The organism is Roseateles puraquae, from assembly GCF_002205845.1.
Lineage (GTDB): Bacteria > Pseudomonadota > Gammaproteobacteria > Burkholderiales > Burkholderiaceae_C > Pelomonas > Pelomonas puraquae.
Window position 1 is genome coordinate 25,533 of the sequence record NZ_NISI01000003.1, and the last position, 16,666, is coordinate 42,198.

At 65.9% G+C, this 16,666-nt stretch carries 16 protein-coding genes; 11 read left to right on the top strand and 5 right to left on the bottom strand.

Annotated features, from left to right (window positions below):
• Positions 1–385 precede the first annotated feature (385 nt).
• The gene (locus CDO81_RS10005; RefSeq protein ID WP_088483070.1) at positions 386–1,288 is read left to right on the top strand and encodes a S1 family peptidase; all 903 of its coding nucleotides are present in this window, start codon (positions 386–388) and stop codon (positions 1,286–1,288) included.
• 511 nt (positions 1,289–1,799) lie between these two features.
• Here the strand turns inward: CDO81_RS10005 and CDO81_RS10010 are convergent.
• Entirely contained in the window at positions 1,800–2,489 is a 690-nt protein-coding gene (locus CDO81_RS10010; RefSeq protein WP_241516946.1) for a TIGR02391 family protein, read from the bottom strand.
• Positions 2,490–2,858: 369 nt separating this feature from the next.
• Between CDO81_RS10010 and CDO81_RS10015 the strand changes: the two genes are divergently transcribed.
• The 9 genes from CDO81_RS10015 (at position 2,859) to CDO81_RS10055 (ending at position 12,051) form a co-directional block, all read left to right on the top strand.
• On the top strand, positions 2,859–3,215 hold the full coding sequence (locus tag CDO81_RS10015) for a hypothetical protein (RefSeq protein WP_088483072.1): 357 nt from the start codon (positions 2,859–2,861) through the stop codon (positions 3,213–3,215).
• 643 nt (positions 3,216–3,858) lie between these two features.
• Positions 3,859–4,590, top strand: a complete 732-nt coding sequence (locus CDO81_RS29360; RefSeq protein WP_478221774.1) for a TolC family protein — start codon at positions 3,859–3,861, stop codon at positions 4,588–4,590.
• Entirely contained in the window at positions 4,587–5,225 is a 639-nt protein-coding gene (locus CDO81_RS10025) for a hypothetical protein (RefSeq protein WP_088483074.1), read from the top strand. The genes CDO81_RS29360 and CDO81_RS10025 overlap by 4 nt, the downstream gene beginning before the upstream one ends.
• A complete protein-coding gene (locus CDO81_RS10030) occupies positions 5,222–6,331 on the top strand; it encodes an efflux RND transporter periplasmic adaptor subunit (RefSeq protein ID WP_088483075.1) in 1,110 nt (369 codons plus the stop codon). Before CDO81_RS10025 ends, CDO81_RS10030 begins: the two co-directional genes overlap by 4 nt.
• 10 nt (positions 6,332–6,341) lie before the next feature.
• Positions 6,342–9,473 (top strand): efflux RND transporter permease subunit, encoded by a 3,132-nt coding sequence (locus CDO81_RS10035; protein ID WP_088483076.1) that lies wholly within the window; start codon positions 6,342–6,344, stop codon positions 9,471–9,473.
• A 62-nt stretch (positions 9,474–9,535) separates the two neighbouring features.
• Entirely contained in the window at positions 9,536–9,916 is a 381-nt protein-coding gene (locus tag CDO81_RS10040; protein WP_088483340.1) for a hypothetical protein, read from the top strand.
• A gap of 8 nt (positions 9,917–9,924) precedes the next feature.
• Complete coding sequence (locus CDO81_RS28470; protein WP_206602094.1) at positions 9,925–10,431, top strand: hypothetical protein; 507 nt, start codon at positions 9,925–9,927, stop codon at positions 10,429–10,431.
• A 14-nt stretch (positions 10,432–10,445) separates the two neighbouring features.
• The gene (locus CDO81_RS10050) at positions 10,446–11,498 is read left to right on the top strand and encodes a DMT family transporter (RefSeq protein ID WP_088483077.1); all 1,053 of its coding nucleotides are present in this window, start codon (positions 10,446–10,448) and stop codon (positions 11,496–11,498) included.
• 10 nt (positions 11,499–11,508) lie between these two features.
• The gene (locus tag CDO81_RS10055; protein WP_144397197.1) at positions 11,509–12,051 is read left to right on the top strand and encodes a hypothetical protein; all 543 of its coding nucleotides are present in this window, start codon (positions 11,509–11,511) and stop codon (positions 12,049–12,051) included.
• Between the two features lie 17 nt (positions 12,052–12,068).
• On the opposite strand, the gene CDO81_RS10060 is transcribed toward CDO81_RS10055, so the two are convergent.
• Genes CDO81_RS10060 through CDO81_RS10075 form a run of 4 tightly spaced genes read right to left on the bottom strand, consistent with a single transcriptional unit; the run spans position 12,069 to position 16,176 of the window.
• Positions 12,069–13,085, bottom strand: coding sequence for a Cj0069 family protein (locus CDO81_RS10060; protein ID WP_088483079.1), 1,017 nt, complete (start codon positions 13,083–13,085; stop codon positions 12,069–12,071).
• A gap of 6 nt (positions 13,086–13,091) precedes the next feature.
• Entirely contained in the window at positions 13,092–14,003 is a 912-nt protein-coding gene (locus tag CDO81_RS10065; protein WP_088483080.1) for a Fe-Mn family superoxide dismutase, read from the bottom strand.
• 14 nt (positions 14,004–14,017) lie between these two features.
• Positions 14,018–15,193, bottom strand: a complete 1,176-nt coding sequence (locus CDO81_RS10070) for a chromate transporter (RefSeq protein ID WP_088483081.1) — start codon at positions 15,191–15,193, stop codon at positions 14,018–14,020.
• Positions 15,190–16,176, bottom strand: a complete 987-nt coding sequence (locus CDO81_RS10075; RefSeq protein ID WP_088483082.1) for a chromate resistance protein ChrB domain-containing protein — start codon at positions 16,174–16,176, stop codon at positions 15,190–15,192. The genes CDO81_RS10070 and CDO81_RS10075 overlap by 4 nt, the downstream gene beginning before the upstream one ends.
• Positions 16,177–16,347: 171 nt before the next feature.
• Between CDO81_RS10075 and CDO81_RS27580 the strand changes: the two genes are divergently transcribed.
• Positions 16,348–16,650, top strand: coding sequence for a hypothetical protein (locus CDO81_RS27580; RefSeq protein ID WP_144397198.1), 303 nt, complete (start codon positions 16,348–16,350; stop codon positions 16,648–16,650).
• The last annotated feature ends 16 nt before the right edge of the window (positions 16,651–16,666 follow it).

Consider the following 16,666-nt stretch of genomic DNA (forward strand, 5'->3'; position numbering starts at 1 on the left):
CGCATAACTCTGCTCACAGTGGGCCTCCGGTAGCCTGATACCGTTTCCTCGGGGCAGACATATGGCTCTGAGGCGCAACGCAGCCCCGGGCGGCCCGCCACGCTTCGCAGCGAGAGGCGTTATGCCGCCGCCGCTCAAGCAAGGTTATGGACCGAAGCGCAACTTACGGCGCTCGGTTGGGCGCCGTTTGCTTTTGGTCTTCAGGCTTGGGGACGCTATGGGGAATGGACCGTCCTGGCTGGGTAGGCGGCCTCCCCAGGGCAACACCGGCCCTGACCCTGGGGCCGTGGTGCCACTCGATCCGCTGGCCCAGTACCTACCCCTGAACCATCGGGCGAACGCGGCCCAGGCGCGTTACTCTTGCGCAGCAAAAGGGGGTTAGCGGATGGGCAGCAGCAATAGCGGGCAGATGATCTACGGCGAAGTCGCCCCCGATCCAACCGCCACACCGCAAGTCGGAGATACGGTTCGCTTTCAGCCTGTCACGATCAAGCTGCTAGACGACGACCGAACAGTCTTCATGGAGGACGCAGGGGCGTTTGACGGCGTTCTCCTTTCGCTCCATTTTGCGGACGACGACGAACATCTTGTGCACGGCTCCGCTGTGCTTGTGGGCCCTGGCATCGCACTGACAGCAAAGCACGTAATCGAACCGTATCTCGAAGTGCTGGCAGCGGGCCACAAGCACTCAATGTGCATTGGCATTGCCCAGAACGGGATGCAGCTATGGACTGTGCGGAAGGCGACGCTCTTGCATGGCCAAGACCTCGCCATCCTGGGTCTTGAACTGAACTCTGCAATGCCGCATGACCGCACCTTCCGGCAGGCAATCATCTCAACGCGCCTACCGAGAATCGGCGATAGGGTGCAGATCGTTGGCTACCGTGCGACGTCAGCAAGCCGCACGCTGGAAGGCAAACCGGGCTACAGCGTTGAGGGCAGCACGCTGGTATCGGCTGGCGTCGTGAGAGAGCGGTACCCTACGGCGTCGGGCCGCGATAGCGTCATGCTTCCGTTCCCCGTGATTGAGGTGGAGTGCGCGTCCTGGGGCGGGATGAGCGGCGGCCCTGTGTTCGACGAGAAGGGCGACCTCGTCGGCCTGCTCTGCTCGTCCTTCACTGTTGATCAAGGACAAGGAGTTTCGTACGTCTCCCTGCTCTGGCCCGTACTCACCACGGAGTTCGAGGGGGGATGGCCTTCCGCAGCGTTCCCAGGTGCGTATTCCGGTCTGACTGACCACCTGTGCCGGTGTCAGCTGACCACACAAGCATGTCCCCGCTTGTGTTGACCGGTCCCAGGGCTGGAGGCGGCTAAGACTGCTGGTTGATCTGTACTTTCCTGTGGACAACCAAGCCGAGGGTCGCTGATTTGAGTATTGGTGGTCGATTTCGCTTGGATCAGCCGCTACTCTTAATGAAAGCATCTTTCCACGGCCGAGCCGGCAGAATGAATCGGTCTGAGTTGCCACCGGTAATCCAATGCAGCACTCTGGGACCAAAGCCGCTCCCACAAGTCACGCCGAAGGCCTGTTCCGGACGCTAGTGCTGGCGGGGTCGCGGGGCTACGCCGAGTACGAAAAACCTCCCTTCGGTCCAGTTTGTCTTGGGCGCAGACTGCGGCTCGCGGTGGTTCGAGCGCGACACCGAGGGCGGGACGCAGGTGGGGCGTGCCGACCGAAGCTGAACGATTTGCATAGGCTCAAGCCTGCACAGCTCTTCCATCAAGTGAAGCCGCCATTTGATCCAATCTAATGGTGGCTGCTCAGCAGCCCTGATGCAGTTCAAGACCGCTGCCGCAATTCAGACCTTGCTTGCGAGGTCAAGCTTTCGATGCACGTAGGAGATCAGCGCGAAGATGTCGAGGGCGTCTTGCTCCGGCATGGGCCACACCACCTTCGGCGCATGGGCCGTCGGGTTGCGGATTGCCCCGAAGACGCCGACGAGCAGATTCGCGAACCCCTTCTGTTCGCTGAGCTCCGTCTCGGTCTTCAGGCCGTTGATGGCAATGATCGGCGCTTTCGTCGATAGCGCCTGGTTGACAAGTTCCGCACCGTCGTTCGTCAGTCCGGACATCTGGCGAAGCCGCTCGGCGACCCCCTTCACTGCCTCAAGCACTGCGTGAAAGTAGTTCTCCGCCAGTAGCTCCGCCGTGCAGTAAACAAAGACCTGCGGGTGCGTGCCGCGGGCGTGTAGTGTGTCTGCGAGGTGCTTGGCTCGGGCGAGCGCGCCAGAAACTGTCGTCTCCCTGGTCGTATGAACAACCTGGCCTTGCTCGTTGACCGCGTAGCCGGCGAGTGACATGGCAACGTTGAGCCCATCTCGCATGCGTCGGAACTTCTCAGGCTGCTGCACGAATCGGGCGGGCTTCATGGCTCGATTGACGAACATGACAAGGTGGTTGCCCACTTGATGCTTGTTCTGCTGGTGCGCCAGCGCGTTGAAGAGGCGCTTCCACTTGGTCAATCCGGGCGATGGATCTTCAACCTGCATGTCCGCAAGGATGCTTCCGATCTCAGGCCCCGTGAGGCCTTCGCTGGTGTCGCCAAGGACACGGCATACCGCCTCTACCAGTGAGACGTCAAAACAAGGCAAGCGATTCATCGTCGTTCAGCGCCAGCTGCTTGTGCTTTGCACATACGCCTCTGAGCTCGTTCGAATTTGGACTCGTCCATTCTCTTGTTGCTTCGCGTGCAGCGACAGCCTTTCGCGCCAGCTGCATCCGTCATGAGGACGGATGTTCGGGCTGTGACGGATATCTCGCTACTGCGAACAACTCTCGGCGGTGGAGCCGTCATTTAGCCGTCTTGGCAGATGTCGGGTGCAGGTCCACCCGGGTAAACTTCTGCCGTGCGCCGTAGCTTGACCACCCTCATCCTGATGCTCTGCATGTGCTGGCAAGCGCTGGCCCATGCTGGCATTGCCGTGGTGATGGCGGACGCTCGCGAGCACCAGCACGCGGTGATGCACTTCGAAGGCGAAGCTCACCATCACGATAGCCACGATGATGACGACGACGACGGTGTGCATAAAGACCGTTCCGTCGCGTCGGCCCAGCACCTGGCCAGTGACGCCAGTTCCTGTGCACCGGCGCTGATTGGGGTTGTCAATCTGACGCTGCCGCAGCTGCCTCCAGAGATGCCTGCTCAGGCGACGGCGACTGCTTTGCCCCCTCCGTTCCTGGCCGGTCCCGAGCGACCGCCCAAATCCAAGTCCTGAACTCCGCTGCTGCCCGCGCTTGAAGCGCGGCTGTCGTTCGCTCTGGCGGTGACTGCGTTCGCCCCTCGGCTTCGTGCCGATGCGTCGCGCGTTGCTGTCCTCATGCATCAGGACTCTCGTGAAAACTCATCCATGGCTCGTCCCATGGCTCGTTGGCGGCACCCTTGCCGCCAGCGCGCTCGCCTGCGCCGCACAGGCCCAGCCTGTTCTACCCGCGGTATCTCCCGCTGCAACACGGCCTAGCCTCGCTCAGGCCATCGCTGCCGCTTGGCAACGCTCCATCGAGGCCACCCAGTCGCAAGGTCAGCAGCGCCAGGCGCAGGCTGACCAGACGGTCGCCAGCAGTTGGCTCGCAGCGCCACCGGCGCTTCAAGCCTCTCAGCGCCAAGGCCGGGGCAGCGCCGCCGAAGGGCAACGAGAGACTGAACTGGGGGTTGCTCTTCCTGTTTGGCGCATCGGCGCTCGAGCAACAGCCGGCCAGGCGGCGCAGGCTGAACTCGAATGGGCGCAGGCGGCGGAATCAGCTGCCCGGCTGCGCCTTGCCGGCCAAGTTCGCGAAACGCAGGGCCAGCTGGCCGGACTCGAATCAGAGCACCGTCTGGCCGCGCTTCAGAACCAGCTTCTCCAGCGTCTCGCCGAGGACGTGGACCGTCGCGTCAAGGCCGGCGACCTCGCGCCGGCAGACGCCATGGCCACGCGCGCCGAGTGGCTCGCCAGCCAGGCGCAGGAAGCGGAAGTCCAGCAAAAGCTGCGTGCCCAGCAAGCCCAATGGCAATGGCTGACCGGGCTGGCCATTCCTGCTGAGCCGGAGCCGCCCCGCGCGGCATCCGGCTTCGATCTCGACGAGGCCCATCCGGAGCTTCAGCTGGCTGCACGCGCCGTCGAACGCGCCCAGCGCAAGCTCTCGCTGGCCCAGGTCCAGCGCGGGGACAACCCCGAGCTGGGCGTGCATCTGCGCCAGGAACGCCCCGGCCAAGGCATGCCCACCCAGAGCAGCGTCGGTGTCTCGTTGCGCCTGCCTTTCGGCACGGACACGCACGCACAACCGCGCATCGCTGCAGCACTCACCGAGGTGGATCTCGCGCTGACCCAGCAACAGCGCATCCGCGACCGGCTGGCCGCTGAACTGCAGCTGGCACGCACGCAGTTGCAAGCGGCTGAATCCCAAGCGCAACTCGAAGCCCAGCGCGCCATGCTGCTGCGCGAGCGCGCCGGCCACATCGAAAAGGCCTTCAAGGCCGGCGAATCCCCACTGCCCGAACTGCTTCGGGCACTGGGCGCCGCTGCTCAAGCTGAGGCTGCCAGCGAACGCCAGCAAGCCCATCTGCGCCTCGCCCAGGCGCGACTCCAACAAGCCCAAGGATTGCTCCCATGACCCGCACCCTTCTGCTGCGCACGCTAGCTTCCGCCGTGCTAGCGACCAGCTTTTGCCTGAGCGCCATCGCCGGCCCTGGCGCGCACGGCCCCAACGGCGAACACCTCGACGCCCCCGCCACTGCGGCGGCGCCGGGCAACAGCCGGCCGCGCCTCGAAGCCAAGACCGAGCAGTTCGAGCTGGTTGCGACGCTGGGCGGCGGCGAGTTTTCGATGCTGATCGACCGCTTCGCCACCAACGAACCGGTGCTCAATGCACAAGTTGAAGTTGAAAGTGGCGGCCTGAAGGCCAAGGCCCCTTTCCACGATGACATTGGTGACTACGCAGTGGCTGACGAAGCCATGCTGAAGCTGCTGGCCACGCCCGGCGAGCACGCCATCGTCATCACGGTCATCCACGGGAACGAGTCGGACCTGCTGGACGGCACGCTCAAGGTCAGCGCGGCACAAGCCCAGGAAGCTGCCGAGGCCCCGCACAGCCACGACCATGCCGGCGGCGACGACCACGGCCACGAGCACACCACCGGCTCGCGCAAGCTATGGACGGGGGTGGGCGTCATCGCCGCTATGTTGATCGCCGTCGCCGCGTGGCGCCGCCGCGCCGGTGCCAAGACTTGGAACGGAGGCCAGGCATGAAGCACCCACTGCTCACCCTCGGCCTGCTGGTGGCCGCTATCACCGCCTTCGCTGGGCCCGGCGCCCACGGCCCCAATGGCGAACACCTCGACCAGGCGGGGCCGACGAATGCATCCGGCCTCGCGCGCCTGCCCGACGGCAGCGTCAACGTGCCCAAGGTGGCTCAGCGACGCATGGGTTTGCGCACACTGATCGCGCCCGAGACCGAAGCCGCGGCCACGCTGGAGCTGCCGGGCCGCGTCGTTCAGGACCCCAACGCCAGCGGCCGCGTGCAGGCGAGCCACGGCGGCCGCATCGAGCCGGGGCCCAAGGGTCTGCCGGTCCCAGGCCAGGCCGTTCAGAAGGGCGACATCCTCGCCTGGCTGCATCACCATGCCGATCCCTTTTCCCAGGCCAACCAGGAGGCTCAGCGCGCCGAGCTCCGCGCGGGTCGCCAACTCGCGGAGCAGCGGCTCAAGCGGCTGGAAGGGCTGGAGGGCACGGTGCCGCGCAAGGAGATTGAGGCCGCACGCCTGGAAGCCGAATCCCTCGCTGCCCGCGAGCGCAGCATCGCCGCGAGCCTGGAGGCGCGCGAACCGCTGCGGGCCCCGGTGTCCGGCGTCATCGCCCGCTCCGAGCTGGCGGCAGGCCAGGTCATCGACGCCCGAGACGTGCTCGTGGAGATCGTGGACCCCGCGCGCCTGATGGTCGAGGCGCAAACGCCCGACGTCACGCTGGGCCAGCGCATCGCTGGCGCCCAGTTGGCGGGCGTGAGCGGCGTCAAGTTGCAGCTGGCCGGTGTGCCCCGGTCGCTGCGCGACGGCACGCTGCCCTTAAGCTTCCGCGCTCAAGGCGACAAGTCGGTCCCGCTGGCTGTCGGCCAGACGGTGAGCGTCATCGTGGCGCTGAAGGACAGCGCCAAGGGTGTCGTGCTGCCAGCTGAGGCCGTAGTCCGCAGCCCGGTCAACGAGCCCGTCGTCTGGATCAAGACCGGCGCGGAGCGCTACACGCCCCAGCCGGTGCAGGTGAAGCCGCTTGGCGCCAAGACCGTGCTGGTCACCCGCGGCCTCGCAGCAGACAACCGCGTCGTGGTGCAAGGCGCACCACTGATCGCGCAGATCCGCTGAGGAGACGGCCATGTTCAATTGGATCGTCCTCACCAGCCTGCGCAACCGGCTCTTCGTGCTGGCCATTGCCGCGCTGCTGATGGCCTACGGCGGCTACACGGCCTGGCGCACGCCGGTCGATGTCTTCCCCGACCTGAACAAGCCGCTGGTCACCGTGCTGACCGAGGCAGGGGGCATGGCGCCCGAGGAGGTGGAGCAACTCGTCAGCTTCCCGATCGAGACGGCGCTCAACGGCATGCCCGGCATCACCCGGGTGCGGTCGACCTCGGGCATCGGCCTGTCCATCGTCTACGCCGAGTTCGACTGGGGCACCGACGTCTACCGCAACCGCCAGCAGGTGTCCGAGCGGCTGGCGCAGCTGCGCGGCCAGTTGCCCGCCGAAGTGACGCCCGTCATGGGGCCGGTCTCGTCCATCATGGGCGAGGTGATGCTGATCGCGCTGCCGCTCAGCGCGGGGCAAGCGACGCCGATGCAAGCCCGCGAGTACGCCGACTTCGTGCTGCGGCCACGCCTGCTGGCCATCCACGGGGTGGCGCAGGTCATCCCGATCGGAGGCGAGGTGCGCACGCTGCGCGTCGAGCCCGACACGGCCCGCATGGCGCAGCTGGGTGTGTCGCTGACCCAGGTGGAGCAGGCACTGCGCGGCTTTGCCGGCAATGCGGGCGGCGGCTTCATCGACCTGAACAGCCGCGAGTACCTGATCCGGCATCTGGGCCGCACCAACCGCATCGAAGACCTGCAAGGCATCGCCGTCGCCTGGAAGGACGGACGCGCCATCCTGCTGGAGCAGGTCGCCAGCGTGCGCTTCGCGGCAGGCCTCAAGCGCGGCGATGCGGGCTACAAGGGTGCGCCGGCCGTCATCGTCAGCGTGCAAAAGCAGCCGGCCGCCGACACCGTGAAGCTGACTCACCAGATCGAGACGGCCCTGGAAGAACTCAAGCCCGGCCTGCCCAAGGGCTTGAGCGCGCCCAAGGTCCTGTTCCGCCAAGCGGACTTCATCGAGGCCTCGATCTCCAACGTGACCGGTGCGCTTCGCGACGGCGCCATCATGGTGGCCATCGTGCTGTTTGCCTTCCTGCTGTCAGCCCGCACGACGTTGATCTCGCTGGTCGCAATTCCGCTGTCGCTGGCGGTCACGGCGCTGGTGTTCCGCCTGCTGGACCAGTCGATCAATGTGATGACGCTGGGCGGCCTGGCCATCGCCATCGGCGAGTTGGTGGACGACGCGGTGGTGGATGTCGAGAACATCCAGCGCCGGCTGCGCGAGAACCGTTCGCTGCCTGTGCCGCGTCCGGTGCTAGAGGTGGTGCGCGCCGCCAGCGTGGAGGTGCGCACTGGCATCGTCTACGCAACCCTGATCGTCGTCCTCGTCTTCGTGCCGTTGTTCGCGCTGCCGGGCATCGAGGGTCGGTTGTTCACGCCACTGGGCATCGCTTACATCGTGTCCATCCTGGCGTCGATGGGGGTGTCCATGACCGTCACGCCGGTGCTGAGCGCCTTCCTGCTGCCGCGCATGAAGCGGCTGGACCATGGCGACAGCCCGTTGGTCGCACGGCTCAAGCACTGGGACGGGCGGCTGCTGGCCTGGTCCTTCCCGCGCGCCCGGCTGCTGATGGCTGCGGCTGTGCTGGCCGTCGCGGCCGCGGCGGCCAGCGTGCCGTTCTTCCCGCGCGCCTTCCTGCCGGCCTTCAACGAGGGCTCGCTGGTGCTGTCGCTGATGTTCAACCCGGGGACTTCGCTGGCCGAGGCCAACCGCATGGGCGCGCTCGCGGAGACGCTGATCGCCCAGGTGCCCGAGGTCACGCAGGTGGGGCGCCGCACCGGCCGCGCCGAGCTGGACGAACACGCCGAGGGCGTGCACTCGGCCGAGATCGACGTGGACCTGCGCCGCGACGGCAAGCCGGTGGACCGCGAGGCGGTGATGGCCAGCATCCGCGCCCAGCTTGCCTCTCTGCCGGCGCAGGTGGCGATCGGCCAGCCGATCTCGCACCGGTTGGACCACCTGCTCTCCGGTGTGCGCGCCCAGATCGCCGTCAAGATCTACGGCGACGACACTGACACGCTGCGCGGCCTGGCCGAGCAGATGCGCGCCGGGCTCACCGGCGTACCCGGCCTGGTGGACCTGACCGTTGAAAAGCAGGTGCTCATCCCGCAAATTGCCGTGCGGCTGGACCAGCGCAAGGTGGCCCAGGCAGGGTTGTCGCCCGGTGAGGCAGTGCGCGTGCTGCAAGCGTTGACGGACGGCGCTCACGGCGCGCAAATCGTCGACGGCCAGCGCCGCTACGACCTGGTGCTGCGCCTGCCCGACGACCAGCGCAGCCCTCAGGACCTGGCCCGCACCTTGATCGACACGCCAGCCGGGCGGCTACCGCTGTCCAGCATCGCCACGGTCGAGGAGTCCGACGGACCCAACCAGATCGGCCGCGAGAACGGTCGGCGGCGCATCGTCGTCTACGCCAACACCGATGGTCGCGACATGGGCCGCGTCATCGGCGATATCCGGCAGGTCATTGCCAAGACGACCCTGCCCACGGGGGCTTTCATCAGCCTGGAGGGGCAGTTCCAGGCGCAGGAACAGGCCACCCAGCTCATCGTGGTGCTGTCGGGTGTGTCGCTGGCGATGATGTTCCTGGTGCTTTACACGCGCTACCGCTCGGCCGTGCTGGCGGGAGTCATCATGGCCAACATCCCGCTGGCGCTGATCGGCGCCGTCGTGGCGATGTGGCTGGCCGGCGTCACGCTGTCGGTGGCCACGATGGTCGGTTTCATCACCCTGGCCGGCATTGCCACCCGCAACGGCATCCTGAAGGTCAGCCACTACATCAACCTGTGTCGCTTCGAGGGCGAACGCTTCGGCCAGCCCATGATCGTGCGCGGCTCGCTGGAGCGGCTCACGCCGGTGTTGATGACGGCATTGGTCGCGGCCTTCGCGCTGACGCCGCTGCTGCTGGCAGGTGACGAGCCCGGCAAGGAGATCCTTCATCCGGTGGCGGTCGTCATCTTCGGTGGCTTGGTCAGTTCTACCCTGCTGGACACGATCCTCACACCCGTGATCTTCTGGCTGGTGGGCGAGAGACCCCTGCAACGCCTGCTGACTCCGGAAGAGAACGCCTCCCCTGGGCAAGCCCAGGAAGCGTTTTGAACCTCATGGCCCTGCGGCGCCGCCTGTGCAAGAGCGCCGCGCAAACATTGGAGATGAACATCATGAAGACCAAGCAACTGCTGATTGCCGCCCTGCTGGCATCGAGCGCCCTGGCCATGAACCCAGCGATGGCTCACGGATCGGCGGCACCCCGTCACGGCGGCATCGTGCAGGTCGCCAATGACGTGAACTTCGAGTTGGTGGTGGAGGCCGACGGTGCCACCATCTACCTCGTGGATCACGACGAGGACATGCCCTCCAAGGGCATCTCGGGCAAGCTGACGGTGCTGAATGGCGCGCAGAAGACCGAGGTCGATGTGAAGGCCACCGAAGGCAACAAGCTGCGCGCCACCGGCGTGAAGATCGCCCCCGGCGCCAAGGTGGTCGCGGTGCTGAACAACGTCGAAGGCAAGACCGCTACCGTGCGGTTCACCGTCAAGTGAAGATCGCCATGAGCATCCTGATCCGCTCGATGTCTGCAGCCCTGCTGCTCACTGTTGGCGCCACAGGCTGGGCGTCAGACGCACCGCGCGACAACGCGACGCTGGCCGCCAGGTCCGAGGCCGTGTTCGGGAAGCAGCCGGGCCAGAGCTTCGACGCCCAGGCGGTCAAGCCGGCGGCTGCCGGGCCCCGCACCGAGACCGTGACGGTGACGCTCAAACCCGGCAAGGGCGCCGAGGTGCAAGCCGAACTCGACGCGGGTCAGGGCCTGGTGTTTCAGTGGACGGCCAGCGCTGATGTGGCTGTGGACCTGCATGGCGAGCGAACCGGCTCGCAGTCGGAGTACACCAGCTACGACATCGAAGGCGCTCAGCGCGAAGGCGCCGGCACCTTTGTCGCGCCGTTTGCCGGCACCCATGGCTGGTTCTGGAAGAACAAGGGCCAGCAGCCTGTCACCGTGACCGTCACCATCACCGGCTTCCACAAACGCCTGGTGCGGCACGGAGGGCAGCCCTGAGGGCTGTACCGACCATGTCTGTTCATTGGAACCTCCCAGCACTTCGAGGCGGCCTGCTTGCGCTGCTGGCGGCGGCGCTGTTTGGTGTCAGCACGCCGATGGTGCAGAAGCTCGGGCTGGGCCTCGGTCCCTTCACCACGGCTGCCTTGCTGTACTTGGGGGCGGCCGTCATCGGGGCTCTGCTTCGCCAGCACGTCAGCAAGGAAGCTCGGGTGCTGCGTGGCGATGTGCCGCGGTTGCTGTTGGTCGCCCTGTTCGGCGCCGTGTTGGGGCCCGTGGCGCTGGCATGGGGTCTGCAGCGGACCAGCGGCACTGGGGCATCGCTGATGCTGACGCTGGAAGCTCTGTTCACGGCCGTCCTAGCGTGGCGCCTGTATGGCGAAACGATGGATAGGCGTGTTTGGGTCGCCATGCTGTTGCTGCTTGCCGGCGGGGTGCTGTTGATCTTGGACCAGGGCTTGGCGTCCAGCGGGCAGTGGCTGGGGTTGCTGGCTGTGCTGGCTGCCACCGCTGCCTGGGGCATGGACAACACCCTGTCTCGGGCCCTCGCCGAGCGCGACCCCGCCCAGGTGGTACTGGCGAAAGCCGCACTGGGTGCGACCGCCACCGTGGTGCTGGCGCTGGCCACGGGCGAGCCGATGCCAGGTTGGGCCGCCGCCGCGGGGCTGATGGCCGTGGGCGCTACCGGGTACGGCCTGAGCCTGCGCTTCTACCTTTTGGCTCAGCGGGAGTTCGGCGCCGCACGCACGGGCTCGGTCTTCGCCTTCGCGCCGTTCATAGGCGCTGCGCTGGCCTTCGCGCTAGGTGACCGTTCAGCGGGCTGGGGCATGGCGCTGGGCGGCCTGTTGATGTTGGCTGGCGTGGCCCTGCATCTGGCTGAGTCGCACGATCACGAACACGAGCATGAGGCGTTGGAGCACGAGCATGCCCATCGCCATGATGACGGCCACCACGATCACCATCATGACGTGATGCCCGCTGGTGCACACAGCCACGCCCACCGACACGAGCCGATGCGGCACAGCCATGCACATGTGCCGGACGTGCATCACGGGCACAACCACTGAGGACGCGGCCGTGCGACAACAGCAGCGCTCCAGTTTGATTCTCATCTCCGTCGTGGTCGCCTTGGGTGGCTGCGCGGCGGCATCGACGCGCTCCGTTCAGCCTGACGGCGTCTATTGCTATCGCATCGGCAAGTCCTACAGGCCGCAGCTGACTTGCACGAACAGCGCCGTGCCGTCTGATGCCTTGGAGGCCGAGGCTAAGCGCTTCGCCGCTGACCCTGGCGTTGCAACGCTCTATCTGGTGCGCAATCGCTGGGCGGATACCAGAAACGTCCTGCCCGTCCAGATAGGCCAGGACGGACGCGTCGACACGATCCCGAGATCACTGGCCCGTATCCGGCTGCCGCCTGGATCGCACCGGCTGAGTTTCGATTGGCAGGGTCAAGGGCAGGTCCAGACGGTCGAGCTTCGCGCTGGCGAAGTGCGATTCTTGGAGATCGACGGTTCGCTTTGGGCCTGGGGCAGCAGCTATGGATGGGCAGATGGCGACACCGAGGGCGCGCGGTCCCGCGCCCTGAAGTCAAAGCTGATCGCCGATTTGCGGCTTCATTGAGAGCCGACTGGTTCGCGCTAGAGGCCGAGCCTTGCTTTCAGCGCGGCTACCACCGGCTGTATGGCTGAGGGCGGGAAAGGCGACACGCTGCTGACGTTGATCTCGCAGAGCACGAAACTGCCGGGCCGTTCGCCCGACATGAAGTCGCAATCCCACAGCAGGGGAAGCTGTTCGCGGGCCAGGCCTACACGGGTGCGAAGCAGCTCAATCCATCCCGACTCAAGTTGCATGCGCAGCGCTTGGAACGGTGGATGTTCCGCAGGGTAGTACAAGCGCGGCCCCGGTGCCGGTGCAGGTTGGTCTCCACTCGCCGGATACAACGCATTGACCGCCTGGTGCCCGAAGCCAGCGACGCGATCTCCGACGAGATAGGCCCTCACCATGCCATCCACGAGCCGAGGCTGCCAAGCCTGGTCCACCATGTGACCACCGTTTTCGGGCTCAAAGTACGGTGCAAGTGTTCGTAGCAGCTCAGCCATGCTGAGTTGACCTTCTTCGGCATCACGCTGGGCGTGCCGCACCTTCATCAGCGGTGAGCCCTCGACTGACTCGACGCGCCATACGCCATTGCCGCTTTGGCCCCGGTACTGCTTCAACACGCGCGCACCGCGTTGCAGCCGTTGCGGCAGCTCGATCGCCAACTGGGCCAAGCTGTCGACGCGCAAAGCGTCGCTGCCAAAGGGCAGGTCACGCACCTCCACCAGGACGTCCTTGGTGCCCAGCTTGAGGATCGCGTCCGGGTGCGCGCTGACAAGCACGCCGGACTCAGCAGCATCGCGCAGCAGCGCATCCAGCCGGTCGCGCCGGCGTCCGCCCTCGATGGGGTTGCACCAGACGAGCACGGCCTGAACGCCACGCAATTGGGAAGCGACCTCGTCGGCGCAGTCATCGTTGTAGATGACCGGCTCAGTTGGAACGCCTGCGGCTGTGAAGGCAGCGTAGAGCGCGGCGAAGCGGCTCTCCGCCGGGTCGTTGCGGTCGCGTGCGGCTCGGTCGCCCGGGTAGAGCAATGCGATGTTGGGCTCGCCTCGCATTTTGGCTCACCCAGCAAGCTTGCCCACCACAGGCCGGCCGGAGGCGGTCCAGCCGTCGATGCCGCCAGTCAAGAAGCGCGCATTGCGCCCCGCGGCCCGGAGCCTCATTGCCGTTGATCGTCCGACCTCATGCCCATAGACGCAGTAGACAACCACAGGCTTGTCGGAAGGCAGGTCGGTGGCCCAGGTGCCCACCGCAGCCGGATCGCACCATCGAGCGCCTGGGATCATGGACTCGGCCTGCGCGAAAACGCCGTGACGCCTGACGTCGAGCACCAGGGCATCCGCCAAGGCACCGGCATCGGTCCCTAGCGTCTCGCTCGCAGCATGGACCGCAGCCTGGTAACGCTCGTAGGCCGCGGTCCAGTTGATATTGCTCATGAACGCGTCGACATATGCCCCGGCGGCCGCGCCGTAGTCCAAGTGATAGGCGTGCTCGTACATGTCCAGGGCGAGGATGGGCACGCCGCCGGCAACGGCATGGGTGTGGTCAGCCGCCCACTGGTTCACCAATGTTCCTTCGCGGGGCTGGAACACCAGAAGCATCCAACCCGAGCCACCGCCCAGGGCTTTGGCGCAGGCGACGAACTCCTCGCGCCAGCGCTCGACGCTGCCGAAGTTGGCATCGAGTGCAAGCGCCATGGCCGGCGCCATGGTGACGCCATCCCCGCCCAGGCCGGCGAAGTACAGCTCATGCAGCAGCACGGAGTTCGTGGCAATCAGCTCCTCGCGCTTCAGGCCGTTGAGCTGAAAGCCCGGCGCCTGGCCGAAGTCCAGATCGCTCAACTGCCTGCGAATCGCGTTCAGACGCTTGGCCGCGCCGGCGTAGTTGTTCTGGTGATGGCTGAGGAGGAGCTTGTCTGACAGGCCGTGCAGGCCCATGGTGTCAAAGGGCAGTTCGGCGATCTGCAGGTCCATGGGAGCTCCTGTCTTCAAGCGTGGGATAAGGGGTAAAGCACCAGCCCGGCGATCGCCGCGACTGCGACGACAACTGGCTCAGGCAGCTTTTTGAAGCGCCAGAGCACGGCAACGGTGATCAGGGCTAACGCGGCCGTCGCCACGTCGCTGATGGAGCGCTGACCGATGACGACGACAGCCCCCGTGATCGCACCGATGGCGGCTGCCGTCACGCCATCGACAAAGGCCACGATCCCGGGGCGCTTGCCGTGCTTCTTGAAGTACGGCGCCGGCAAGATGGTGAAGAGGTAGCAAGGGATGAACGTCGCTGCTGCCGCGACCGTGGCGCCCCAGAAGCCTGAGACCAGATAGCCAATGAACCCCGTCGTGATGACCACGGGGCCGGGCGTGATCATGGCGACAGCCACGGCGTCAACGAACTGCCGGTCGTTGAGCCAGTGGTACTCCTGCACCACGCCGCCGTACAGGAACGGCACGATGGCAAGGCCGCTGCCGAACACAAAGCTCCCGGCATAGGCGAAGTAGGCGCCAAGCTGGCCGAGCTTGTGCCAGTCCAGGTTGTCAATCGCGAAGAACGCTGCCAGCGGCGCCGCAATGCTGTTGGCCTGCCCGCGCGCGAGCCACTTCGGTGGCGCTCGTAGCAGCCACACCAGCACGCCGGCACCCAGGAAGATCCAGATCACCTCGGACTTGGTCACCACCGTGACCGCAGCGCTGACGGCGAAGATGGCCCACAGCAGCTTGTCCTTGCCGATGTTCTTGGTCGTGAGCTTGTAGGCGCTCATCGCGATGATGCCGATGACCGAGGCGCCCACGCCGTAGAACACGGCCTGCATCCAGCCAATGCCGCCGAAAGCCGCATAGGCTGCGCCAATGGCCACGACCATCAGAAAGGATGGCAGCACGAAGGCGATGCCCACCAACGTCGCGCCGAGCACGCGGTAATGCACGTAGCCAAGGTAGATGGCGAGCTGGGCGGCCAGCGGGCCCGGCATCAACTGCGCCAGGGCCATGCCCTCCTTGTAGTCGCCTTCCGTGATCCAGCCGCGCTTCTCGACAAGGTCGCGGTACATGTAGCCCACCAGCGCGACAGGACCGCCGAAGCCCCAGGTGCCCAGCGCCAGCATGTAGCGCACGATCTGCCACAGCGAGTAGCGCGGCAGCGCGGGCGTGTTCTCGGGCGTGTTCATCGTGCGGCTGCCTTGTGTTGGGAGGCTGCGGTCTCGCGCAGGAAGTGGGCGTAGAGCGAATCCAGCACTGTGCTCATCTCGGCCAGGAGAGCGTCGTCGTCTGTCAGACGCTCCCGAGCACCGGACATCACGGCCTCGAAGCCTTTGGCTTCCGGCACAGGCTCGCCGCCGACGTCGAGCACGTGGACGACCTTGGCAAGGCGCATCAATGCACCGTCGGATTCCAGGCCGAAACTCGCCATCAGCGTCTCGAAGGTCACGCGATCGCCTGCGTGGCTGAAGGCTGCGCCGTCGAAATCGAAGCCCAGGGCGCCCTCGGGGCAGTCCGAGGGCTTGGCCAGCCAGAGGAAGCTCGCTTCCTTGTCGATAAAGCGACCAATCAGCCAGGCGCTTGCGGCCCGGTCCACCCACAGCCGCCTGCGCGTCGCCCAAAGCCGCCCTTGGTAGTCGGTGATCTTCAGCCGCGGGATACGTCCCTCGGTCTGCTGCGGTTCGCCCGGTGACAGCAAGCTCTCGATGCGTTTGTTCAAGTCCGCCCACGCCGCTTCGGCCTCTGCGGCGGCCTCCCCGGGGAAGAAGTCGATGGCCCGCAGAGCGTCGAACTCGCGCAGCTGCTTGCGCTGCAGCCGGGCCAGCTCTGCTGGGCTCAAGGATGCGAGACCAGCGTTTGCCTCCTGCCAGGCCTTGCGCAATTCCGCGTACTCCGACTGGCGGTCAAAGAGGTGGCGATAGGCCTCGTTCTCGTCCGCGGTGCGGGGCTCGACGGCCATCAGCCACGCGCTGCCCCCCTCGCGCTGGCACTCATCAGCCAGGGCCTGCAGGGCCTGCTCGCGTTCTGCGCTGGCAGGCAAAAGGTAAGCACCGTCGCGGATCGCAGCACAGCCGAGCGCCTTGAATCCGCGCCAGATGCGCATTCGGGCGGTCGCACTCGAGGTCGGCAATGAAACAACGAGCAGCACCCATGGGGTGATTGTCTGTGGCATGTAGGAAATTCTACAGCAATGTAGGTATCGCTTCAACTCTCTGAAGGAGGCGCTCGCCTGCACTCCTAGCTACGCCATTGCGCTCCCCTTTCACTGGCGCCTCAGGCCGAGCAGGAGTGGCGTTGACTTGGCATAATCGAACTTAACGAACTTGCCAAACGAAAGGATCGCATGATCGTCCTGAAGGCTCCCCTGGAGCAGGTGCTTGATGCACTTCAAGTGGTTGCTGGCAACTGTGGTCGGCGGCACCAACTCCCCGTACTCGCCGAAGTGATGATCAGCAGGCGTGGATCGGGAGCCAACTACTTTGACTACATGCGCCGCGTGTTTCAGCAGACGCCGGCGCAGACTGTCGTCGTGCATCCCTGTGGCGAACCTGCCCGCCCGGTGATAAAGCTCAAGCGGGCTCACGCGCAAGCGTTGTCGCGCGGTTTCTTCGGCGCGACGAAGGTCAATGCGCGCAATGCCCCTTGAATCGGTCGATCGAAGT